The sequence below is a fragment of the Mesorhizobium sp. P2_A8 genome, from assembly GCF_056404935.1.
The window spans coordinates 39,183-61,533 of the sequence record NZ_JBFUDB010000011.1; the positions used below are offsets into that span (position 1 = coordinate 39,183).

General features: G+C 65.2%; 26 protein-coding genes and 1 pseudogene. 14 read left to right on the forward strand and 13 right to left on the reverse strand.

Annotated elements, in window-relative coordinates; all coding sequences use genetic code 11:
• Positions 1-36: 36 nt before the first annotated feature.
• Positions 37-627 carry a cation efflux transmembrane domain-containing protein gene (locus AC1D10_RS29550; protein WP_477278226.1) on the reverse strand — a complete coding sequence of 197 codons (591 nt, stop codon included), beginning with the start codon at positions 625-627 and terminating at the stop codon, positions 37-39.
• 285 nt (positions 628-912) lie between these two features.
• Here AC1D10_RS29550 and AC1D10_RS29555 point away from each other — a divergent pair, with 285 nt between their 5' ends.
• The 10 genes and pseudogenes from AC1D10_RS29555 (at position 913) to AC1D10_RS29600 (ending at position 10,192) form a co-directional block, all read left to right on the forward strand.
• A complete protein-coding gene (locus AC1D10_RS29555) occupies positions 913-1,380 on the forward strand; it encodes an N-acetyltransferase family protein (protein WP_477278228.1) in 468 nt (155 codons plus the stop codon).
• Positions 1,381-1,533: 153 nt separating this feature from the next.
• The gene (locus tag AC1D10_RS29560) at positions 1,534-2,967 is read left to right on the forward strand and encodes an aldehyde dehydrogenase family protein (protein WP_477278230.1); all 1,434 of its coding nucleotides are present in this window, start codon (positions 1,534-1,536) and stop codon (positions 2,965-2,967) included.
• A gap of 113 nt (positions 2,968-3,080) precedes the next feature.
• On the forward strand, positions 3,081-3,509 hold the full coding sequence (locus AC1D10_RS29565; protein WP_477278232.1) for an MbcA/ParS/Xre antitoxin family protein: 429 nt from the start codon (positions 3,081-3,083) through the stop codon (positions 3,507-3,509).
• Complete coding sequence (locus AC1D10_RS29570) at positions 3,503-4,201, forward strand: RES family NAD+ phosphorylase (protein WP_477278234.1); 699 nt, start codon at positions 3,503-3,505, stop codon at positions 4,199-4,201. The genes AC1D10_RS29565 and AC1D10_RS29570 overlap by 7 nt, the downstream gene beginning before the upstream one ends.
• 7 nt (positions 4,202-4,208) lie before the next feature.
• A pseudogene (locus AC1D10_RS29575) lies at positions 4,209-4,364 on the forward strand (aquaporin family protein); the annotation flags it as partial.
• Positions 4,361-4,783, forward strand: a complete 423-nt coding sequence (arsC, locus tag AC1D10_RS29580; RefSeq protein WP_477278236.1) for an arsenate reductase (glutaredoxin) — start codon at positions 4,361-4,363, stop codon at positions 4,781-4,783. The pseudogene AC1D10_RS29575 and the gene arsC, both read left to right, overlap by 4 nt.
• A gap of 63 nt (positions 4,784-4,846) precedes the next feature.
• The gene (locus tag AC1D10_RS29585; RefSeq protein WP_111543255.1) at positions 4,847-5,167 is read left to right on the forward strand and encodes an ArsR/SmtB family transcription factor; all 321 of its coding nucleotides are present in this window, start codon (positions 4,847-4,849) and stop codon (positions 5,165-5,167) included.
• 43 nt (positions 5,168-5,210) lie between these two features.
• On the forward strand, positions 5,211-6,638 hold the full coding sequence (locus tag AC1D10_RS29590) for an NAD(P)-binding domain-containing protein (protein ID WP_477278238.1): 1,428 nt from the start codon (positions 5,211-5,213) through the stop codon (positions 6,636-6,638).
• On the forward strand, positions 6,631-7,872 hold the full coding sequence (gene arsK / locus AC1D10_RS29595) for an arsenite efflux MFS transporter ArsK (protein ID WP_477278240.1): 1,242 nt from the start codon (positions 6,631-6,633) through the stop codon (positions 7,870-7,872). The genes AC1D10_RS29590 and arsK overlap by 8 nt, the downstream gene beginning before the upstream one ends.
• Before the next feature lie 235 nt (positions 7,873-8,107).
• Positions 8,108-10,192: a tetratricopeptide repeat protein gene (locus AC1D10_RS29600; protein WP_477278242.1), complete on the forward strand. Its 2,085-nt coding sequence runs from the start codon at positions 8,108-8,110 to the stop codon at positions 10,190-10,192.
• Between the two features lie 87 nt (positions 10,193-10,279).
• On the opposite strand, the gene AC1D10_RS29605 is transcribed toward AC1D10_RS29600, so the two are convergent.
• The 7 genes from AC1D10_RS29605 to AC1D10_RS29635 form a co-directional block, all read right to left on the reverse strand.
• Positions 10,280-11,023, reverse strand: coding sequence for an amino acid ABC transporter ATP-binding protein (locus AC1D10_RS29605; protein ID WP_477278244.1), 744 nt, complete (start codon positions 11,021-11,023; stop codon positions 10,280-10,282).
• Positions 11,024-11,049: 26 nt separating this feature from the next.
• A complete protein-coding gene (locus AC1D10_RS29610; protein WP_477278246.1) occupies positions 11,050-11,724 on the reverse strand; it encodes an amino acid ABC transporter permease in 675 nt (224 codons plus the stop codon).
• Positions 11,721-12,392 (reverse strand): amino acid ABC transporter permease, encoded by a 672-nt coding sequence (locus AC1D10_RS29615; protein WP_477278248.1) that lies wholly within the window; start codon positions 12,390-12,392, stop codon positions 11,721-11,723. Before AC1D10_RS29615 ends, AC1D10_RS29610 begins: the two co-directional genes overlap by 4 nt.
• A 102-nt stretch (positions 12,393-12,494) precedes the next feature.
• Positions 12,495-13,283: an ABC transporter substrate-binding protein gene (locus tag AC1D10_RS29620; RefSeq protein ID WP_477278250.1), complete on the reverse strand. Its 789-nt coding sequence runs from the start codon at positions 13,281-13,283 to the stop codon at positions 12,495-12,497.
• Positions 13,284-13,388: 105 nt separating this feature from the next.
• Positions 13,389-14,549: a saccharopine dehydrogenase family protein gene (locus AC1D10_RS29625; protein ID WP_477278252.1), complete on the reverse strand. Its 1,161-nt coding sequence runs from the start codon at positions 14,547-14,549 to the stop codon at positions 13,389-13,391.
• On the reverse strand, positions 14,546-15,052 hold the full coding sequence (locus tag AC1D10_RS29630) for an Lrp/AsnC family transcriptional regulator (RefSeq protein WP_379098735.1): 507 nt from the start codon (positions 15,050-15,052) through the stop codon (positions 14,546-14,548). The genes AC1D10_RS29625 and AC1D10_RS29630 overlap by 4 nt, the downstream gene beginning before the upstream one ends.
• 155 nt (positions 15,053-15,207) lie before the next feature.
• Positions 15,208-16,083, reverse strand: coding sequence for a LysR substrate-binding domain-containing protein (locus AC1D10_RS29635; protein WP_477278254.1), 876 nt, complete (start codon positions 16,081-16,083; stop codon positions 15,208-15,210).
• 146 nt (positions 16,084-16,229) lie between these two features.
• Here AC1D10_RS29635 and AC1D10_RS29640 point away from each other — a divergent pair, with 146 nt between their 5' ends.
• Both AC1D10_RS29640 and AC1D10_RS29645 read left to right on the forward strand, forming a co-directional pair.
• Positions 16,230-16,433 (forward strand): hypothetical protein, encoded by a 204-nt coding sequence (locus tag AC1D10_RS29640; RefSeq protein WP_477278256.1) that lies wholly within the window; start codon positions 16,230-16,232, stop codon positions 16,431-16,433.
• 27 nt (positions 16,434-16,460) lie between these two features.
• Positions 16,461-17,210, forward strand: a complete 750-nt coding sequence (locus tag AC1D10_RS29645; RefSeq protein ID WP_477278258.1) for a sulfite exporter TauE/SafE family protein — start codon at positions 16,461-16,463, stop codon at positions 17,208-17,210.
• Here AC1D10_RS29645 and AC1D10_RS29650 read toward each other — a convergent pair.
• Entirely contained in the window at positions 17,207-17,656 is a 450-nt protein-coding gene (locus tag AC1D10_RS29650; protein WP_477278260.1) for a universal stress protein, read from the reverse strand. The two genes, AC1D10_RS29645 and AC1D10_RS29650, sit on opposite strands and share 4 nt — an antisense overlap.
• Positions 17,657-17,863: 207 nt before the next feature.
• On the opposite strand from AC1D10_RS29650, the gene AC1D10_RS29655 reads away from it, so the two are divergent.
• Positions 17,864-18,445 carry a histidine phosphatase family protein gene (locus AC1D10_RS29655; RefSeq protein ID WP_477278262.1) on the forward strand — a complete coding sequence of 194 codons (582 nt, stop codon included), beginning with the start codon at positions 17,864-17,866 and terminating at the stop codon, positions 18,443-18,445.
• A 1-nt stretch (position 18,446) separates the two neighbouring features.
• Here AC1D10_RS29655 and AC1D10_RS29660 read toward each other — a convergent pair whose 3' ends face one another.
• From AC1D10_RS29660 to AC1D10_RS29670, 3 genes are all read right to left on the reverse strand, one after another.
• Positions 18,447-18,860: a VOC family protein gene (locus AC1D10_RS29660; RefSeq protein WP_477278264.1), complete on the reverse strand. Its 414-nt coding sequence runs from the start codon at positions 18,858-18,860 to the stop codon at positions 18,447-18,449.
• Between the two features lie 75 nt (positions 18,861-18,935).
• Entirely contained in the window at positions 18,936-19,982 is a 1,047-nt protein-coding gene (locus AC1D10_RS29665; RefSeq protein ID WP_477278266.1) for a sigma-70 family RNA polymerase sigma factor, read from the reverse strand.
• A gap of 42 nt (positions 19,983-20,024) precedes the next feature.
• The gene (locus tag AC1D10_RS29670) at positions 20,025-20,771 is read right to left on the reverse strand and encodes an SDR family NAD(P)-dependent oxidoreductase (RefSeq protein ID WP_477278268.1); all 747 of its coding nucleotides are present in this window, start codon (positions 20,769-20,771) and stop codon (positions 20,025-20,027) included.
• A 325-nt stretch (positions 20,772-21,096) separates the two neighbouring features.
• Here AC1D10_RS29670 and AC1D10_RS29675 point away from each other — a divergent pair, with 325 nt between their 5' ends.
• Positions 21,097-21,510, forward strand: coding sequence for a hypothetical protein (locus tag AC1D10_RS29675; protein ID WP_477278270.1), 414 nt, complete (start codon positions 21,097-21,099; stop codon positions 21,508-21,510).
• Positions 21,511-21,572: 62 nt separating this feature from the next.
• Here AC1D10_RS29675 and AC1D10_RS29680 read toward each other — a convergent pair whose 3' ends face one another.
• On the reverse strand, positions 21,573-22,319 hold the full coding sequence (locus tag AC1D10_RS29680) for a pseudouridine synthase (RefSeq protein ID WP_477278272.1): 747 nt from the start codon (positions 22,317-22,319) through the stop codon (positions 21,573-21,575).
• Positions 22,320-22,351: the final 32 nt, after the last annotated feature.

The following is a 22,351-nucleotide window of genomic DNA, read 5'->3' on the forward strand; positions in this document are numbered from 1 at the left end:
AGGCGCAAGGACCGTGCCCGGATCGGCGGTCGTGTCTCAGCTTGAAATTTGGCTTTGCGCGAATTCGCGTCTTGCGGCCGTGAAAACCTCGCGGGCAGCATCCGCATTCATGGCGGCGATTGCCAGGCCAACGATAATATCTGGCCAGGCCGAGTTCCACACGAAGGCCGTGACTAGGCCGGCGGCAATGATTGCGACATTGGCGAGGACGTCGTTGCGGGCCGACAGGAATGCCGCATGGGTAAGACTGCCGCTGTGATGGCGATAGCGAGCGAGCATGAGCGCGCACGACAGGTTGACGAGGATCGCGCCGGCCGCGGTAAGCGTTAGCGGAACGGGCGCTGGCGGGATCGGGATGTTGAATTTCTCCCAGGCCGTCCAAAGGGTCGCCAAAGCCGGGATCAGAAGTATTCCCGCCAGCGCCATTCCGAGCCGCGCTCGATTGCGGATGGTCCAGCCCAGCGCGACCATGATCAGCAGGTTGACGGATGCATCCTCGAGAAAATCGATGCTGTCCGCGAACAGCGAGACCGATCCGATCCACACGGCCACGGCAAACTCGATTCCGAAATAGCCAAGGTTCAGGATGGCGACCATCCGCACCGCCTTGTTCAGCGTCCTGGTCATATTTTGTCCATCGATCAATTGCCGTTACCGCAAGGCATTAGCGATTCCATGAGATGAGACATTACCGATTGAGCTGTCGGCTTGACAGCGCCGCTCTTCCTGCTCCAGCTTGACGCCATGTTCGTCCTTGCGCCCACCAACACCAAGCGACGCCGCCCTCGCACAGTGCGGAGCGGCAAGCTGATTGCGCGACGACAAAGACCGGCACGATAGACCCGGTTCGTTCGTTTCCAGCCCCGCCCGCGACAGCCGCCGGCGGGGTTTTTCATGCCTGGAGCATTTTCGATGACAATCACTTCTTCCATCCGGCTTCGGCCGGCCGAGCCGGCGGATGCCCCCGCGATCAGGGATATCGTTCGCGCCGCCTATGCCAAATGGGTGCCGGTGATTGGCCGCGAGCCGCTGCCGATGCGCGCCGACTACGACAAGGCCGTTGCCGAGCATCCGTTCGATCTCGCCGTCGAGGATGGCGCCATTGTCGGGATGATCGAAACCATGCTGGCCGAGGATCACCTCTGGATCGAGAATGTCTGCGTCGTACCGCGGGCGCAGGGCAGGGGCATCGGCCGGCTTTTGCTGGAGCGGGCCGAGCGCCAGGCGATCGAAGCGGAGCGCCGCGAGCTGCGCCTGCTGACCAACGGCGCCTTCGAGGCCAATGTGTCGCTCTACAAAAGATGCGGCTATATCGTGGACCGGGAAGAGCCGTTCATGAATGGTGTGACGGTCTATATGAGCAAGAGGCTGGCAGGCTGATGCCGAGCGGCCCGCCCCAGGACGACGAAGGCATATTGCACAGGCTGGCTCAATCACTTGGCTCTTGCGTTTGACAGCGCCGTTTGTGCATCGTTATTTCTAGCCACATATGACGGTCGGCACGGCCATGCGGCGCACCCCAGGGAGAAAACCATGTCACACAATCTGCAGTTCTATATCGATGGCGCGTGGGTCGATCCGGTTGTTCCCAACACGTTCGACGTCATCGATCCGTCGAACGAGGATGCCTTCGCGCAGATCTCGCTCGGCTCCAAGGCCGATGCCGACAAGGCGGTGGCGGCGGCCAAGCGCGCCTTCAGCACGTTCGGCTTCACAGACGTCGGCGAGCGGCTCGAGCTCTTGAACCGCATCATAGAGATCTACAAGAAGCGCAGCGCGGATCTGGCGCTCGCCGTGTCGCGCGAGATGGGCGCGCCGCGCCAGATGGCATTGGACAGCCAGGTCGGCGTCGGTCTCGCGCATCTGCAGAAGATGGCGGACGTGCTGAAGTCGTTCGAGTTCCGCCACGTGAAGGGCAGCTCGCTCGTGGTCAAGGAGCCGATCGGCGTCGTCGGCCTGATCACGCCGTGGAACTGGCCGCTCAACCAGATCACCTGCAAGGTCGGTCCCGCCCTTGCCGCCGGCTGCACCATGGTGCTCAAGCCGTCCGAGATCGCGCCGCTCGACGCCATCATCTTCGCCGAAATCCTGGACGAGGCCGGGGTGCCGAAGGGCGTCTTCAACCTCGTCAATGGCGATGGACCGGGCGTCGGACAGGCGCTGTCCAGCCACCCCGACATCGACATGATGTCGTTCACCGGTTCGACCCGCGCCGGCATCCTGGTGGCCAAGGCCGCCGCCGATACAGTCAAGCGCGTGCATCAGGAGCTCGGCGGCAAGTCGGCCAACATCCTGTTTCCCGATGTCGATCTTGCGAAGGCCGTCACCAAGGGCGTCGCCGGCTGCTTCAGCAACAGCGGCCAGTCCTGCAACGCGCCGACGCGCATGTTCGTGCCACGCGACCGCCACGACGAGGCCGCCGGCTATGCCAAGGCCGCGGCGGAAAAGTTCACCGTCGGTCCCGCCGACGCGGCCGGCACCAAGCTCGGCCCGGTCGTCAGCCAGGTCCAGTTCGACAAGATCCAGGAGCTGATCCAGAGCGGCATCGACGAGGGTGCGACGCTGGTTGCCGGCGGCCCCGGCCGTCCTGCCGAACTCAACCGCGGCTATTATGTCCGGCCGACCGTGTTCGCCGACGTCACCCACGACATGCGGATCGCGCGCGAGGAGGTCTTTGGACCGGTGCTGGCGATCATGCCCTACGACAGCGTCGAGGAGGTGATCGAAACCGCCAACGATACGGTCTACGGCCTTGCCTCGTACATCCAGGCCAAGGACATGCAGAAGGCGCGCGAAGTGGCGGCGCGGATGCGCACCGGCAATGTCTACATCAACTATCCGACCTGGGACGCCGGCCTGCCGTTTGGCGGCTACAAGCAGTCGGGCAACGGCCGCGAATATGCCGAATACGGGCTCGAGGATTTCCTCGAGATCAAGGGCATCGCCGGTTACGAGGCGGCGGAGTAGGCACACGACCCAGTTTCGCCAAGGGCCGCCCTGATGACGCGGCGGCGCGCCACACCCCAGCCTTGCCAATTGGCAGATACGTGCTATATATCTGCCAATAGTGAGGAGCAAAAATGCAGCTTCAGCCGATAGTCACCACACCGGCCACGGTGGGAAGCGTCATCACCGACGACGAGGCGGGCGCGCTGGCGCGCACCACTGTCAACCTGTTCAAGGCCTGGAATCTCACCGACCTGGAGGCCTGCATCCTGCTCGGCGGCATGTCGGCGCGCACGTGGGCACGTTGGAAGATTGGGGCACGCTCGAAGGAGGGCGGCATCGGCAGGATCGATCGCGACCTGCGCACCCGCATGGCGCATCTGATGGGCATCCATAAGGGCCTGCGCTACCTCTTTTCGGAGCCGGCGCGCGGCTATGCCTGGATCCGCAAGCCGAATGCCATCTTCGGCGGCCAATCGGCGCTCGACCTGATGCTGCGCGGAGAGATCGCCGACCTTGCCGCGATGCGCGAATGGCTTGATGCGGAGCGTGGCGCATGGTGAGTGGGCTTGCGGTTCGTCGCCGCGTCCACTGGCCCCAGACCTTCCGCATCATCCGCTCCATCCATCCGCCGATCGACCTGTTCGAGGACATTGCCGACCCGCGCGACTGGGAGGCACTGGCCGCCGTCGAGGAGAAGACGAACCCACGCATCCGGCTTGAGATCGGCGATCTCGGCAAGGTGTCGGCCGCCCGGCGGATTTCAGGCCCCGGCGCCAGCTTCGTGATGGCGCCCTTCGTGCATTGTTCGACCCTGCGGCCGGGCCGGTTCTCGGATGGCAGCTACGGCCTCTACTATGCCGGCGACAGCGAAGAGGTGGCGCTCGCCGAGACCATCCACCACCATCAGAAATTCATGCGCGCCACCAATGAGGATCCGGGCTGGACGGCGGATTTCCGCGTCCTGATCGGCAGCGTCGACCGCGACCTCGATGACGTGAACGCGGTGCCCGGCGTGCTCGATCCGGACGACTACAGCGCCTCGCAGGCGGAAGGGCGGGCGCTACGGGCCGCCGGCAGCGACGGGCTGGTGTGGACCAGCGTGCGCATGCCAGGCGGGGGCTGCATCGGCATCTTCTGGCCGGACGCGATCGCCATCCCGGTCCAGGGCCGGCATTACAGCTACCATTGGGACGGCGCCCGGGTGGATTTCGTACGCCAGCACGATACGGGAAAGGTGCTGGCGGTCACATGATGGCAGGGCGCGGGCTCTGTCTCCGAGTCCGCTCGGCATCCGCCCGGTCGACCTGCCGGGTTTCATAGCTGCCGAATTGCTGGGAGCGCTGCTGGCCATGGCCCTGGCGGGCTGGCTGCTTGCCGAACCGAAACCAACCAGACAGATGAAAGCCGCGAAATGACCATCACCATCTATCACAATCCGGCCTGCGGCACCTCGCGCAACACGCTGGCCATTATCCGGCAGTCGGGCGAGGAGCCGGAGGTGATCGAATATCTGAAGACGCCGCCGTCTCGGCAGACGCTGGTCGAGTTGATCGCGGCCATGGGCATGACACCGCGTAAGGTGCTGCGCGAGAAGGGCACGCCCTATGCCGAACTCGGCCTCGCCGATCCGAAATGGTCCGACGACGAGATCCTTGATTTCATGCTGGCGCATCCGATCCTGATCAACCGGCCGATCGTGGTGAGCCCGCTCGGCGTCGTGCTGGCACGGCCGTCGGAAAAGGTGCTGGACATCCTGCCCAACCCGGACATCGGCGCGTTCGCCAAGGAGGATGGCGAGGTGGTCATCGGCGCTTCGGGCAAGCGGGGCGGCTGATGGTATTTCCACATTTTTCGAAATTTGGTTGACGACTCGGCAAGCGCCGCGTAGCTTATTTCCATGAAACTCGAAAAAGCAGCCGCCCAGCTCGAAGCGCTGGGCAACCCGACGCGGCTTCAGCTCTACCGCATCCTCGTGCGCGCCGGTGACGGCGGGCTTGCCGTCGGCAGCGTCCAGGGCAAGCTCGACATCCCGTCCTCGACGCTGTCGCATCACCTCAAACGTCTGGTCGACACCGGCCTTGTGACGCAGGAGCGGCAAGCGACAACGCTGATCTGCCGCGCCAACTATCCCGGCATGAATGCCCTGATCGGCTATCTCGCCGATGAGTGCTGCGCCGATGCCACCTGCGCGCCTGCAGTCGGCAAGGCGCTGGCCTGATTTTTTTGCTTTGTAATTCGAAGATACCGGAAGGATCGAACATATGGACATGATGGCAAGTCTTCCCGTGGCGGTGATCGGGGCAGGCCCGGTCGGCCTCGCCGCCGCCGCGCATCTCGTCGAACGCGGCCTCCGTCCGCTCATCCTGGAACGTGGCGAAAGCGTCGGTGCTGCACTGCTCGAATGGGGCCATGTGCGGGTGTTTTCGCCCTGGCAATACAATATCGACGCGGCGGCGCGGGCGCTGCTCGACCGCTCCGGCTGGACGGCGCCGGACATGCGGGGCCTGCCGACCGGCGGCGAGATCGTGCGCGATTATCTGGCGCCGCTTGCCGCACTTCCCGGGATCTCCGGCAACCTGAAGCTCGGCGCCGAGGTCACCGCGATCACCCGTCAGGGACATGACAAGGTCGCCAATGACGGTCGCAAGGACGCTCCCTTCGTCATCCGCTACCGCGATGCCGGCGGCGAGCACCGCGTTCTCGCGCGCGCCGTCATCGACGCGTCCGGAACATGGTCGCGGCCGAACCCCATCGGCGTCGACGGGCTGCCGGTTGCCGGCGAAAGCACGGCCTCCGGGCGCATCGCCTACGGCATTCCCGACGTGGTCGGCAAAGCCAGGGACAGCTATGCGGGCAAGCGGGTCCTCGTCGTTGGCGGCGGGCACTCGGCCATCAATGTCGCCCTGGCGCTCATGGAGTTGCAGGACGCGGCGCCGGACACCGAGATCTTCTGGGCGCTGCGCCACGCCAGCGTCGATCGGCTGCTTGGCGGCGGGCTGAACGACCAGTTGCCGGAACGTGGCGCGCTTGGGCTCGCCGCCAAGCAGGCGATGGCGGACGGACGGCTGAACATGCTGGCGGCCTTCGCCGTCAATAGCATCGAGACGCAGGGCGAGGGACTTGCCGTCGACGCCAGCCTGGCCGGCAGGCCGTTCAGCCTTGCCGTCGACCGCATCGTCGTCACCACCGGCTTCCGGCCCGACCTGTCGTTCCTCGGCGAAATCCGTATCGCGCTCGATCCCGCCGTCGAAGCGCCGCCGGCGCTGGCGCCGCTGATCGATCCGAATTTCCATTCCTGCGGCACGGTTCCCGCGCATGGCATAAGGGAGCTCGCGCACCCCGAACCCGGCTTCACCATCGTCGGCTCGAAATCCTACGGCCGTGCCCCGACCTTCCTGATGGCGACCGGCTACGAGCAGGTCCGTTCGGTGGTCGCCGACATTGCCGGCGACCATGTCGCGGCCGGCGAGGTGCGGCTGGTGCTGCCGGAGACCGGCGTGTGCAGTGCCGACGTCGTCACGGGGTTGGACAGCGAAGGCTGCTGCGGCGGACCTTCGCCAGTCAATGTCGATGCCTGCTGCGCCAGGGATGCGGACGCCAAGGCAAAGGGCGCGTCGGGCTGCGGTTGCGCGACAGGCCGCCCCTCGGTTGGCGCCAAGGCGGCGGAGGCCGTAGGCGCCGATGCCTGACCGGTCTGTCCTGCGCAAGGCGATCTGGGGGCTCGGGCTGACCCAGATCATCGGCTACGGCACGCTCTATTACAGCTTCTCGATCCTGGCGCCGGCAATGGCTGGGGAGTTCGGCCTCGCGGAAGGGTGGGTGTTCGGCGCCTTGTCCGCCTCGCTGTTTGCCGGCAGCCTGTTCGCGCCCACGGCCGGGCGCTGGGCCGACCGGTTCGGCGCCGGGCGCATCATGACCGTCGGCTCGGTCGCGGCGGCCCTCGCGCTGGCGCTGTGCGCCGTCTCGCCCGGCCGGGTGACCTTTGTTCTGGCATTGCTGGCAATGGAACTGGCCTCCAGCTTCGTCCTCTACAGCGCCGCCTTTGTGGCGATCGTGCAGATCGGGGTGCCCCGGCCGCAACGAAGCATCACCCACCTGACGCTCATCGCCGGGTTCGCCTCGACCCTGTTCTGGCCGCTGACCTCGGCGCTGCATGCGCATCTGACATGGCGCGAGGTCTATCTTTTGTTCGCGGCGCTCAATCTCGGGCTCTGCCTGCCGATCCACGCCTGGCTGATGCGGCTGTCGCGCCGCCACGCGACGGCCACGCCGCAGCAGCGCGGGCCGGTCCATGAAGCGGGGGCGCGGCCCGATCCGCGGCGCGGACGGGCGGCGTTCCTGTTGATGCTGGCGGGGTTCGCCACCGAGGGCTTCGTGCTGTCGGCGATCCTCATCCACATGGTGCCGCTGACGGCGGCACTGGGGCTCGGTGCGGCCGGTCTCTTCGTTTCGACCCTGTTCGGGCCGGCGCAGGTCGCCAGCCGGTTGATCAACATGCTGTTTGGCGGCCGCCTTCAGCAAACGCATCTCGCCGTCATTGCCGCTTCGCTGCTCACGGCCGGGCTGTGCGCGTTGCTGCTGACCACGCCATGGCTGCCCGGCGCCTTCCTGTTCGTGCTGTTGTTCGGCCTCGGCTCCGGCCTCACCAGCATTGTCGGCGGCACCTTGCCGCTCGAGCTCTTCGGCCGCGAAGGCTATGGCGCGCGGCTGGGATGGGCGAGCGCTGCCCGCCAGTTCACCTCGGCCTTCGCGCCGTTCGCGCTCGCCTTCATGATGGCGCGGACATCCGTCGCCAATTCGCTGTGGGTGCTGGTCGTCGTCGCCGCGAGTGGCGTCATCGCCTTCCTCGCCATCGCGCTGCTGAGACGGCGCGACAGCCGGTTTGCGTTTGCGATTGGCGGCAGGCCGGAAGAGGCGCGCTAGAGCAACACAGAATCTTGCTCCGGCGCGGCAGAGGCTTTGGCAAACCAGCACCGTCATATTGACGAAGAAAGCGCGTCCCGGGCGTGCTGATCCGACCTGCATGCGCTGACAGGCCTGCGTAGCGGGTTGGATTTGACCATTTCTTTGCGGTGCCGACTTGCGAAGACCAAGGATTTGTTTGATCAAGTCTAGCACGAGACCAGCAACCCGTATTTGTGATCCAGAATCTGCTGACATGATGTTTGATGGGTGGCAAGTCGAGCGGCTGATGCAGCAGGGGCGGCGGGTCCTCGCCAGTCTTCTTGTCCTGCTTGCGCTCGGCGCTCCCGCCGTGGCTGGCGGTGTGGAAGATTGCGGTAACGACAAGCTTGAAACCGCCAAGCGGATCGCCGCCTGCACAGGCGTCATCGCGGACAAGGCGACGACCTCCAGCGATCGGGCCCTTGCCTATTACAACCGCGCCAACGCATCGGACGATATGGGTGCTTACGACCTCGCCATTGGCGATTACGGCGAGGCGATCAGCCTTGATCCGAAAGACGCCGATGCCTTCAACAACCGCGGGCTGGCCTGGGGCCACAAGAGTGACTACGACCGCGCTATTGCCGACTACAGCCAGGCGATCAGCCTCAATCCGCGACTCGCCGTTGCCTACAGCAACCGGGGCATGATCTGGAACGACGTCAAGCGCGATTATGTCAAAGCCATCGCCGACCTCGACATGGCGATCAGCCTCGATCCGTCAAACAGCACCGCCTACAACAATCGCGGCAATGCCTTTTTGCGCACGGGCGATTACGACGGCGCCGTCACCAGCTACAGCCAGGCGATCTTTCTCGATCCGCAAGACCCCGATCAGTATTTCAACCTCGGGCTAGCCTGGGCGTACAAGGGCAATGACGAGCGCGCCATCGCCGACTATGACCAGGCGATCAGCCTCGATCCGAAACACGTAAATGCCTGGCACCGCCGCGGCGACGCATGGGTCAGGAAGGGCGACACCGATCGCGCCATTGCCGACTATGGCGAGGCCATCAAGCTCGATCCAAGGGATGCCGAGACCTATAGGGATCGTGGCAATGTCTGGCTCGGAAAGAAAGATTACGACCGTGCCATCGCGGATTTCGGGCAAGCTATCGATGTCGATCCCAGAGATGCGGTAGCGTACAATAATCGTGGCTGGACGTGGTCGTTGAAGAAGGAGCCCGACCGCGCCATGGCGGATTTCGACAAGGCGATCGGCGTCGATCCGAATTACGCCAAGGCTTACAACAATCGGGGTCTCATCTGGTTTGAAAAGGGTGACCTCGACCGTGCAATCGCGGACTACGACCAGGCAATCATCATCACTCCAGGAGATGCCTGGATCTATAACGAGAGGGGCAGGGCCTGGGCGTCCAAGAGCGAATACATCCGCGCCATTTCAGACTACAACGTCGCCATCATGATCAAGCCTGATATGGCCAGCGCCTTCAGGAACCGAGGCTGGGTGTTCAGCCGCAAGGGCCAATACGACAGCGCCATCGCCGACTACGATCAGGCGATAAAACTCGACCCGCAATATGCTGCTGCCTACCGGAGGCGCGGCTGGGTGTTCAGCCGCAAGGCTCAGTACGACAGAGCCATCGCGGATTACGATGAGGCGATCAGCCTCGAACCCAAGTATGCCGATGCCTATAGCGGTCGCGGCCTTGTCTGGCTCTACAAGGGGGAGCACGAGCGCGCCATCGCGGATTGCGGCAAGGCCATCAGTCTCAGTCCGAAAGATGCCAGTGCTTTCGAGTGTCGCGGCCTCGTGCGGGAGCAGAAGGCGGATTACAACGGCGCCTTCGGCGACTACGACGAAGCCATACGCATCGACCCGAAAGACGCCGATCTCTACGGTGGCAGGGGAATGCTCAGCTTCTATTCCAGTTCGCCCGTCAAGGCGCAGGCCGACTTCGAACAGGCGGCGGCGCTGCAGGCCGACAATGCCTACTACGCGATGTGGCTCGACCTCACCCGCCGCCACAATGGGCAGCCGAGTATCCTGCGCGACGCCAAGCTCGACATGACGAAATGGCCGGCGCCGCTGGTCCGCATGCTGCTGGGCGACCAGACGCCCGAAATGGCGCTGGCCGCCGCCGAAGATCAAGACAGCATGACGCAGAATGAGCAAGTCTGCGAGGCCAATGTCTTCGGCGCCGAGTTCCACCGGCTGCAACATCGCGAGGAAGAGGCCGTGCGCCTTTACCGGCTTGCGGTGCGCGATTGCCCGAGGAGTTTCATCGAATACACCGCGGCGACCAACGCGCTTCGCGCCATGGGCAAGGCGCAGTGATGCGCTTCTCGAACATGCGCGTCTCGGCGGGTTCTCCGCTTGTCCGATGCGCAGGTTCCGCGGCCGCGATAACCTTGCGGTATTGCTTCAGTGCCGCAGGATCTTGCTGAGGAAGGCGCGGCTGCGGTCGGTCTTGGGGTGCGAGAAGAACTCGTCCGGCGTGCCGCTTTCGACGATGGCGCCGGCGTCCATGAACACCACGCGCTGCGCGACCTTGCGGGCAAAGCCCATCTCGTGCGTCACCACCATCATGGTCATGCCTTCCTCGGCGACCGCCACCATGACGTCGAGCACTTCGGAAATCATCTCGGGGTCGAGTGCCGAGGTCGGCTCGTCGAACAGCATGATCTTGGGCCGCATGCCGAGGCAACGGGCAATCGCCACGCGCTGCTGCTGGCCGCCGGAGAGCTGCGCGGGATAGGCGTTGACCTTGTCGGCGAGACCGACCTTGGCCAGCAGTTCGCGCCCGGCCTTTTCGGCTTCGGTGCGCGGGATCTTGCGGACATGGATGGGGGCGAGCGTGACGTTCTCGAGTGCGGTCTTGTGCGGGTAGAGGTTGAACGACTGGAAGACGAAGCCGATCTCGGTGCGCAACTGCGTCATGTTGGTGGCGGGGTCACCAAGGCGCTGGCCGTCGACGACGAGATCGCCATCCTTGATCGCCTCCAAGCCGTTGACGCAGCGGATCAGCGTGCTCTTGCCGGAGCCGCTCGGACCGCAGACGACGACCACTTCGCGTGGCTCGACGCTGAGCGTGATGTCCTTCAGCACATTGAGCGGGCCGAACCATTTGTTGACGCCGCGAAAGTCGATCATGCCGGTTTTGGTCATATTTTCCGGACCTTTGGGGTTCGATGTCATAGCTGTACCTCGCCATGCGCCGCACCCATGCGCCGCTCGAGCCGGCGGGCGAGCATGATCAGCGGATAGCAGACGATGAAATAGCCGACGCCGACGAGGAAGAAGACCAGCAAGCCGTTGGGTACACGCTGCACCACCAGCCAGCCGACCCGGGTGAGGTCGGTGAGCCCGATCGCCGAGACGACCGAAGAATCCTTGATCAGCAGCACATATTGCCCGACCAGCGGCGGCAGCACGATGCGCATCGCCTGCGGCAGCACCACCTGGCGCATGCGCTGCCAGCGCGACAGGCCTGACGCCAGTGCCGCCTCGACCTGGCCGGTCGGCACCGAACGGATGCCGGCGGCGACGATCTCGCAGATGAAGCAGGCGGCAAGATTGGTCAGCGCGATGATGCCGGCGGTGAAGGCATCGAGCTCGATGCCGAACTCCGGCAGGATGAAGAAGATCAGGAAGATCTGCACCAGGAACGGCGTGCCGCGGATCAGGTCGACCCAGGCGCCGATGACGCTGCCGATCAGCCGGTTGCCGCCGGTGCGCAGGATGCCGAGGCCGAAGCCGAGCAGGGTGCCGAGCACCAGGCTGATCAGCGACAGCACCACCGTCATGCCGAGGCCGCGCAGTGCCAGCGGATAGCTGCCGACGAGGCTTTGCAGCTGTTGCCAGATCATGTCCGCGCCCCCGCTGTGCCGAGCCAGCGGCCGGACAGAGAAGCCAGTCCCTTCAGGCAGTAATAGAGCAAGAGGTAGAAAGCGGCGATGGTGAGAAAACCTTCCGCCGGCATGAAGCGGTCGGAGGCGAGCAACTGGCCGGCGCGCGTCAACTCGGCAACCGAGATCAGCGACAGAAGTGCGGAGTCCTTGACCAGCACGATCGCCTGGCCGAGCAGCGGCGGGATGGTCACCTTGAAGGCTTGCGGCAGGATGACCAGGCGCATGCGCTGGACATAGGTCATGCCCGAGGCGACGCTGGCTTCGACCTGGCCGCGCGAGATCGACAGGATACCGGCGCGAATGATTTCAGCGACATAGGCGCCGCTGTTGAGTGACAGCGCGAGGATGCCGACGACCAGCTCCGGCAGCACGAAGCCGAGCCGCGGCAGGCCGAAATAGAGGAAATAGAGCTGCGCCAGCAAGGGCGTGGCCCGCACCGCGTCGATATAGGCCTTGGCCGGCGTACGAAACAGCCAGCCGCGCTGCAGGTTCATGGCGCACAGCACGATGCCGACGACAAGCGCGCCGACAAAGGACAGCGCCGACAGCCAGACGGTCGTGACCAGGCCCTGCCCGAACAAAGGCAGGTATTCGACGATGGTGCGGAAACTGAAATTTTCGAGCATCGTTGGGTGAGTCCCCAGAGCGAAGTCTATCCGTGACGGCAGCGTGTTGGACGAAACCGCGCCGATCCAGTCTGGCGCGGTTTCGTCCGAACGAAGTGCTGCTTAGTGGTCCTTCTTCCAGGCGTCGGAATTGACCCAATAGTCGAGGTTCTTCTGCAGCCGGCCGTCGATGCTGACCTGGTTGAGGAACAGGTTCATCCAGACCAGCAGGTCCGGCTCGTCATAGCGGGTGGCGAAGGCAAGCGGCTCCTTCGACAAGAGATCCGGCATGATGGTGAAGGTGCCGGCCGGATAGGCCGTCGACTGGCCCTTAACCGCCGAGACGTCGTTGACGCCACAATCGGCCTGGCCGTTGTTGACGGCGTCGAGCAGCAGCGGACCGCCGCCCTTGTAGCTCTTGATGTCGGCATCGGGGAAGGCGGTCTTGGCTTCCTTTTCGCCGGTGGCGCCGAGCAGAACGGCGATCTTGGTGCCCTTGGCCTTGCAGTCGTCGGTCGACTTGAACTTGCTGTCGGCCTTGGTGAAGACGGTGCTGCCCGTATACATGTAAGGTGTGGTGAAGGCGACCTTCATGCCGCGCGCCAGTGTCGGCGTCATGTCGGCGACCAGCAGATCGGCCTTGCCCGACAGCAGCGCCGGGATCAGCCCGTCCCAGTCGAAATCGAGGAAGGTGATTTTGACGCCCATTTCCTTGGCCATCAGCTCGGCCAGTTCAACCGAACTGCCGGTGCGTTCGCCATTGGCGCCGACCAGCGAGAAGGGCGGTCCCTGTGTCTGCACGGCGACGCGCAGTTCGCCGCGCTTGGTGATTTCGTCCAGCGTCCCGGCGCTGGCCGCAGTGGTCAGCCCGGCGAGCGCAAGTCCGGCGATGAAAAGTCTGGCAATCTTCATTTGGCATTCCTCCTTGTTTTATCGTTCCACGTTGTTGTTTCACCCTTCGGGGTGCTTTTTTGAGCGGCAGCGCCGTTGCCGGCGGCGGCCACCGTTCGAAAATCCTCAGTCCCAGGCCACCGTCTCGGCGACCTTGATGCCGCGCCTGGCCAGTTCGTCGAAGAAGGGACCGTCGGGCACGTCGAGCAGCGGGTTGAGGAGGCCGGGTTTGCTGATGTCGCCGCGCGCCAGCATCTGCGCCACGATGCTGGCGGGGTAGCCGACGCCGAGGCTCATGCCGAACAGGCCCGAGGCCAGGTCGCGCTCGATGATCAGGTCCGACGTCACCGTCTTGCGGCGGCCGCCTTCGAGGCCGGAAAAGACATTGCGCATCACGCACAGGTCCTTCTCGTCCGGGCCATATTGCAATTGCGGGCCGAGCAGCCGGCCGAGGAACTCGCGCGGGCTCACCGTGGTGCCGGAAACCTTGTCTTCGGAGAGGAACCCGAGCTCCTTCAGCGGCGCCCAGAACGCCGACCATCCCGGCCAGCGCAGCGTGTAGCGGCCGGAGCGGCGCAGCCCCTTGGCGGAGTCCAGCATCTCGACATAGTGCAGCGCATCGCCATTGGGGAACGCTTCAAGCCGGCCGAGGCCGGCGACCTCGATCTCGTGGATGAAAGGATTGTCGTGCTGCTGGCCGGCCGGCACCGCGACGCGTTCGCCGTCCTCGATCATCACGCTGTCACGGTTCTGGCTGACCAGAACCATGTCGAAGTTCCAGCTCACCTTGTAACACAGCGGCTTGGCCATCGCCTTCGGTTCGGGGATGCCGCCGCAATAGGAATCGATCGAGGCGATGCTGTCGAACTGCCTTGCGGCGCGGGCGTAGAGCACAAGGTCGATGCCGGGATCGAGCCCGCATTCGGTCATGATCGAGACGCCGGCCTGTTCGGCTGCCGGCGCCAGGTCGGCGATGGCCTTGCCGTAATTGGTGGTGACCAGCGGCGTGCGTGTTGCGATCGCGGCCTGGATCGCCTCGCGCATAAGCGGCTGCGGCAACAGGTCGATGACGGCGTCGACGTCCGTCAGCACGCCGGCCAGCGCCGGGCCGATCGCGCCCTCGGGTACCACGAAGCGCACGCGGGCAAGATCGGTCAGGCCGGCAAGGCGAGCCGCACCATCCGGTGCCGTGTCGACGCAAACCACGTCCTCGACACCGCTGGCGACGAGATCGGCGATGGCCGCCCGGCCTTGCAGGCCGAGGCCGCCGAGAACCGCTATTCTCATGCCGGCTCCTTGCGGATGCTGTCGTCAGACCAGCAGCCTTCCGGCAGGCTGACCCATTTGTTGCAGGACGCCATGACGACGAAGGTTTCGCTGCGCACGACTTCGCCCGGCTCGCCGGCACCCGGGATCAACTCGCTGGTGACGCGGTAGAGATCGGCGACGTCACCGGCCACCGTCACGTCGACGATGATGTCGAAGCGCCCGGTGACCACCGAAGCCGAGTTGACGAAGGGCAGTTCTGAAATGCGCTGCGCCAGTTCGCGGGCCCGGCCGCGGCCCTGGGCGTTGATGCCGACAATGGCCGAAATCAGCTCGGGGCGCTCGGTCAGGTTCAAGAGCCCGACGATCTTGAGCAGGTTGCGGTCGAGCAGGTTGCGCAGCCGCGTGCGCACCGTCGGCACCGAAATCGCCAACATCTCGGCGAGGCGGTTGATGCCCGGCTGCGCGTCCTGCGACAGCTGTTTGACGAGCCGCCGATCGGTCAGATCGAGATGTTCCCGCAAAGGCCTTGTCTTTCATAAAAAGAAAAAATGACGGCAAATTCTTTGCCAATGTGCAAACAAGCTACGTCACAGATTTTTGAAATGCAAGGTAATGATTCCGCGTCGATGGGGATATGTCCGCCGGCCGGCGTGCGGTTGCGGGCGCCGGCGTGGCTTCAGACCAGCGCGGCGGCCAGCAATTTCGCTTGCGGCGTTAGCTCGTCGAAGCGGCGGGCGCAGAGATTGAGCTGGCGCGTCGCCCAGTCGTCGGTCAGCCGCAGGCAGCGCAGCGTGCGTGCCGAGCGGCGCGTGGCACTTTCCGGCACGATGGCGATGCCCGCACCTTGCGCGACCAGCCGGCAGACATTGTCGAGGCCGGGCACGCGGATGCGGATATGCAGGTGGCCGCCAAGGCGCGCGGCCTGGCGCGTGATGTGCTCCTGCAGCGCATGGCCGGTGCTCAGGCCGACGAAGGATTGGCCGAGAATGTCGGCGAGGCCGGCGGTACGCAGGCCGGCGAGCCCCGGCCAGTCGCGCGCGGCGATCACCACCAGGCGGTCGATGAGGAACGGTTTCTGCTCGAGATGCGCAAGGCCGGCCCAGGTCGCGGCGATGCCGAGATCGGCGGCACCGCTGGCCACCGCCTCGGCGATCTCGTGGCTGGGGCGCTCGTCGAGATCGATGTCGATCCGGGGATGCGCGACCAGGAAAGCCGGCAGGATGTCGCGCAGCAATTCGCCGGTGGCGGCGGTGTTGGCAAGCAGCCGGACGCGGGCGCGCAGGCCGGTGGCATAGGCGGCGAGGTCGCCGGCCATCGCCTCGATCTGGTTCTGCACGGCGCGCGCATGATGCAGCAGCGCCTGCCCGGCCGCCGTCGGCACCACGCCGCGGCGGCGGCGCTCCAGCAGCGGCGCGCCGAGCCGCTCTTCCATGCCCTTGATGCGGGCGCTGGCGGAAGCCAAGGCCAGTCCGGCGAGTTCGGCGCCATGGGTGATGCTGCCGCGTTCGGCCACCAGCAGGAACAGCCGGAGATCGACCAGGTCGAAGCGCATTTCTTGCTCCTGCAAAACGGATGGCAGCCTGGCAAAGCCGGGCGGCGTCCAGCTCCAGCCTTCGTCCAGGCCGAAGGCTGACCGTGTAACTTCCACATTGTGGCCGGCCTGCATCTGCGTCAAACGTTTTTGGGTGGAGATGTGCGATGGGCGAACGAGCATCAGGCAGACTTGGCATTCTTGAAAGCACGGCGATCGTGCTGGCCATCGCGGTGGCCTGCCTTGCCATGGCGCGGGCGGAACCCGGCCTGCGGGGATGCACGGCGACCCCTGTCAGCCGCGATGGTGCGCCGGTACCCGATGCCACCGGCCCGGATACCGATGCGACGGACATGCTGCTGCATGACTGATCCGGCCGCTGTTTTGAAGCTGTCACCGTGCTGAGCGCCGGCGTCATCGCCTGGACCAGCGCCGTCTTTCTTGCCGCCGGCCTGGTCAAGGGTGTCGTCGGCATGGGGCTGCCGACCGTGGCGATGGGGCTGCTGGCGGTGACGATGCCGCCGGCGCAGGCCGCCGCCTTGCTGCTGATCCCGTCGCTGGTCACCAATCTCTGGCAATTGCTCACCGGCCCGTCCTTCGCCGGCCTGTGCAAGCGGCTGTGGACGATGATGGCCGGCGTCGTGCTCGGCACCGTGGCCGGCGCCGGTCTGTTGACCGGCGCGCATACGGCGCTGGCGTCGGCAGGGCTAGGCGCGGCGCTGGTGCTCTATGCCCTTGTCGGCCTCGCCAGGGCCGGCTTCACCACGCCGGCGCGCCACGAGGCGTGGGCGTCGCCGCTGGTCGGCGTGGCGACCGGGCTGGTCACCGGCGCCACCGGCGTCTTCGTCATCCCGGCGGTGCCCTATCTGCAGTCACTGCGGCTCGACAAGGAGGACCTGATCCAGGCGCTCGGCCTGTCCTTCACCATATCGACTTCAGCCCTCGCCATCGGGCTTTTCAGGACGGGCGCTTTCGCATCGCCGACGGCGCAACTGGCGGGGTCGGTCGCGGCCCTTGTGCCGGCGCTGGCCGGCATGTTCATCGGCCAGATGCTGCGCCAGCGGATGAGCGTCGAGACCTTCCGCACGGTGTTCTTCGTCGGGCTGCTGGTGCTGGGGGTCTATCTCGCGGGCGAGGCCGCGATCTAGCGGACCACCAGAACCGGGATCTCGGTGTAGGACAGCACCTCGGCGGTCTGGCTGCCCAACAGCAGCCTGCCCAGTCCCCGGCGCCCATGCGAGGCCATCACGATCAGGTCGCAGCCCTCAGCCTGCGACAGTTCCAGGATCGCCTCGGCGGGCTTTTTGTCCTCGATATGCACCACCTCGGCGCGCACGTTGGCGAGGTCCGCCGACGCCTTGCATTTGTCGAGCACGTCCTTGGCAAATCGGCCCGCCTCTTCCTTGTAGGCAGCCAATTCATCGCCCGCGGCATAGCCGGCCATGGCGCCGCCCCAGGCGAACATCGGGAATGGCTCGGTGACGTTGACAAAGGTAACGGTGGCGCCGAGGCGGCTGGCCAGCGCCAGGCCATGGGCAACGCCCTTGTCGGCGAGTTCCGATCCGTCCGTGGCAATCAGCAAATGTGTGTACATGATGATGCGACCTGTTGTGCAAGGGCCAAAGCCCTTGGGTGGCGGGAGCCGCTTGATAGGGCTGACCTTGATATAGTTGCGCCATCGGGCCCATCACAGGGCCGGCTTGATGCGGATCAAGGCCAGGCGACCAGACACTTTCGCGTCAGCCGGATTCCCCTTCGGCAAATCGTCATCTAAGGTGCCGGCGATTTTGAGGGGCACCCTATGAGCAACGCGTTTCCGCAGATCCACCTGGTCCGGCATGGCGAGACGGCGTGGAGCCTTTCGGGGCAGCACACCGGCCGCACAGACATGCCGCTGACGCCGGCAGGCGAGGCCGCCGCGCGCGGTGTCGCCGATCGGCTGAAGGGCCTGTCGTTTTCGGCGGTGTGGTCGAGCCCGTCGCAACGCGCCTACAACACCAGCGTGCTGGCCGGCTTTGGTGCCGAGAGCGTCAAGAAGGACGATCTGCAGGAATGGGACTACGGCGCCTATGAGGGGCTGACGACAAAACAGATCCTGGCCGAGCGGCCGGGCTGGAACGTGTTTCGCGACGGTTGCCCGAAGGGCGAGATGGCGGCCGATGTCGGCGCGCGCGCCGATACGATCATCGCCGGGCTGCGCAAGGCCGGTGCCGACATCCTGGTGTTTTCCAGTGCGCATTTCCTGCGCGTGCTGGCGGTCCGCTGGATCGGCCTGCCGCCGGACGGCGGCGCACTGTTTGTGCTGGACACCGCAAGCATCAGCGTGCTCGGCTACGAGCATGATCTGACCGAGCCGGTCATCCGCAAATGGAACCAGAAGTAGGTTAGGCAACAACCTGCTTGTCGAATTTCTTGATCGCCTCGGCGGTCACGGGCGTGAAGAAGTTCACCAGATTGCCATCCGGGTCGCGGAACAGCAGCGAGCGGTTGCCCCAGGGCATGGTGGTCGGTTTCTGCACGGTTGCGTCCTTGATGGTGTCCGACAGCCTGGTGAATTCCGCATCGACGTCGCCGACGCGGAATTCGATGATGGCGGTGTGGTTGTCGGCGGGGCGGGCGACGTCGCCGCCGAACAGCTGCAAGGTGCGCGTGCTGCCAATCGCCAGCGTGCAGGCCGGCGTCACCAGTTCCGCGAAGTCCTCCGTGTACATGGTCACGGGCATGCCGGTGATCTCGCCGTAGAAGCGCACGAGTCGCTGGACGTCTGACGTGATGATGCGGACGGAGACGAAATTCATTGTTTTGTTCCCTGATTGCTGAGCCGCTGCCCGGCCCATGAACAGATATAGACCAGGCCTAATGACAGCCTGCTGTCAGGAGCGGGGCCAGATAGGCGGCAGGCCGAACGCAGGGAACAGGCCTGGGCCGAGCGGGCCGACATAGACCGTCAGCGAGGCGATCCTGTCGTCGGCCGGCTCGATGACATGCAGCGACTGGGCGCGCCATTCGGGATCCTGATGGCGGCGCGCGTAGACCGCGACCGCGGGCTGGCCGTTGGCGCGGGTGGCGACCGCGTGGTAGCCGGCGAAATTGCCCCAGACAGTCCTGAAGAAACCGTGGATCGCCTCGCGGCCCTGATACCAGTCCAGCCATGGCGGCATGTGGTAGGTGGCGTCCTCGCGGAGCAGTTCGATGAAGCCGTCGAGATTGGCGGCCTGCCAGGCCTGCATGTAGCGTTCGAGCAGCAGGCTCTCTTCGCGGTTCGGCCGCCCGCGCTGCAGGGGACGGCCTTCGGGATAACGCTCGCCAAGCGTTGCGCGGGCGCGCTGCAGGGCGCTGTTGATCGAAGCGGTCGAGCCGCCCAGCAATTGCGCGGTCTCGAGCGCCGACCAGCCCAGCACGTCGCACAGCAAAAGCGCGGCGCGCTGCCTTGGCGGCAGCAACTGGATCGCGGCGACGAAGGCAAGCTGCACGGCCTCTCGGGTCTCGTAGCGCGCTTCCGGGCAGGGCTCGCCGTCGACGAGATCCGGCAACTCGGTGTCCGGGTAGGGCTCCAGCCAGGCGAGTTCGGCGGCGGGCCCGCCGCCGGCGCGCCCCTCGGTGGGCGGCCGCCCGGGCGGCTCGACAAGGCGATGCGCCGATGATCTCGCCTTGATGGCGTTGAGGCAGGCGTTGGTGGCGATCGTGTAGAGCCAGCCGCGCAGCGAGCCGCGTCCGTCGAATTGCGACCGGCCGCGCCATGCCTTCAGGAACGTGTCCTGGACAAGGTCGTCGGCCTCGTGCAGCGAGCCCATCATCCGGTAGCAGTGCAGCTTGAGCGCGCGGCGGTGGGCTGCCGTCAGGCGCTCGAAGGCCAGCCGATCGAGGATCGGCTGGCCTTGCGTGCCCAACGGCTCAAGCGGGCCAGGAGCGTCTGTCATATCGAGCCTGTGGTGCTGATTTCGGTTGGCATCGTGCGCGCCTCATGCCGCCGCCGCAAGTCCGCTGCCGCTGACCGTGAAGGAGATGCCTTGCGTCTTGCCGCCGGCGAGCGTGACCACGGCGCGTCCGACATCGGCCGGCGTCTGCACATCGGTCATGCTGGCGAGGAAGTCCGCCGGGCTGATGCCGAGATAGGCCGAAATGCCTGTTATGCCGCGCTGGCCGACGCCGGTGCCCGGCATGATCCGCATCGGCACCAGCGCCATGAAGCGCAGGCCAAGGCCAAGCCGGTCGGCCTCCTTCTGGCTGTGACCGGCGAGGAACATCTGCATGCGCTTGGCGCCGGAATAGCCGCCGGAGTTCGGCGGCCCGCCGCTGAGTGCGGCGCCGCTGGAGATCAGCACCACCCGGCTGCCCGGCTTCAACCGGCCCTGCAGTGCTGCCTTGCAGAACAGGAACGACGCCTTGACGTCCATGTCCCAGTTCGCCGAGAAGTCCTCCCAGCTTTGTTCCGGGATCGGCGCGGAAGCGGCCAGCGCGCCGGCGCAGATCACCAGCACGTCCGGCTGAAGTGCGGCAAACACCGCGTCGGGCGCGGTCTCCTGCGTGGCGTCGGCGGCAAGCGTCTTCACGCCTGACGCCTCCCAGGCGAGTTCTTTCAGATCGGCCGCGCCGCGGGCAACGGCAAGCACGGTTGCTCCCTCGCCGAGCGCAGCTTCCACGATCGAGCGGCCCACCCCTCGGCTGCCTCCGACCACGACGACATTTTGACCTTTCAACGAATGCATGGCTCACCTCGCTTCTTCCGGCTCGGAGGATTCCGGCGCCTGTAGGTGAAGACAGCGCGGGTGGGTGGAAATCATCGGTGGGGGCAAAAAGAAACTTTGGCGGGGCGCTCCCGGGTGAACGGCGTTTGTCGCTGGCCCTGACGGAAATTTGATCGTGCGTATCAGTACAAAGGCAGCCGGAAAGATTATACAATGCTAAAATAGACGCGTCTGCTTCAGGTATCTGAAATAGTGCGGACGATCACGCCGCCAATGCAAGGCGTGTTGTTTGCGGTTTCTATAGAAAAACTACAGGTAATACTCTATCATCTGAAGGATAGGCTAAATGACGCGCCGGATGGCTTGTATCATAACAATGACTGCAATGGTTGGGTTTACTGGCTATGCGATGGCCGGGAGCAGCCGGCCGATAACCTATGAAAAGACAGCACTTTCCGGGCAGGAGATTTATATTTTCGAGGATGCCAACCTGAACCCGGACTGCACGAGTGCAGGCCTGGACGACGTGCAGGCGACATCGGGGCCAAGCCACGGATCGATCCGGATCGTGGATGGCAAGGTCTATCCTAATTTCCCCAAGGACAGCGAGCGCTACAAATGCAATCTGCAGGGCGATGACGGAGTACAGGCGTTTTACAAGTCAGCCCCAGGTTTCAAGGGGCAGGACCAGGTCAGTCTCTCGATCCACACGTTCTCGGGAAACGCCCGCAGCGTGGTCGTGAAGGTAACTGTCGAATAGGACAGTCAGAGCGCAGGCCGGACCGGCGTGGGCGCCATAGAGCGCTCCTGCAGGCCGCCATTTCACCCGCCGAGCAGCGCCAGTTCCTCCGCTGTCAGGTGCCGCGCCGTACCCTTGGCGAGGTCGCCGAGTTGCAGGCGGCCGATGGCGATGCGGATCAAGCGCAGCACTTCGATGTCATGGGCGGCGAGCAGGCGGCGGATGTGGCGGTTGCGGCCCTCGTCGAGCACGATCTCCAGCCAGGCGGTTCGGCCGCCGCTGCGCAAGAGCTCGATCGCGTTGGTGGTCAGGGTCTCGCCGTCGATGGTGACGCCGGCGCGCAATTTTTCCATCATCGCAGCGTCGGGCACCGTGCCGACCTGCACGTGGTAGGTCTTGGGCAGATGCGAGGCCGGGTCCATCAGACGGTTGGCGAATTGGGTGTCATTGGTCATCAGCAGCAGGCCTTCGCTCGCCTTGTCGAGCCGGCCGACCGGGGAAACGAAGGGCAGGTCGAGCCCTTCGAGGCAGGCATAGACGGTGCCGCGCTGCTGAGGGTCGTCGCGCGTGGTGACCAGCCCGCGCGGCTTGTTGAGGACGAGATAGACCTTGCGCTCGGCAACCACAGGCCTGTCGTCGACGACGATGCGGTCGCGGTTGAGGTCGACGCGCAGCGAGGCATCGCGCACCACCTTGCCGCCGACGCGCACGCGCCCTTCCGCGATCAGCACCTCGGCCTGCGTGCGCGAGCACAGGCCGAGCTTCGACAACGCGCGGTTGAGGCTGACGCCGGCTGGCTTGCCTGTGGTTCGTGGCTGGCGTGATGTCATGTCTGCTTTGTCATTCCGGACGATGTGTCCGG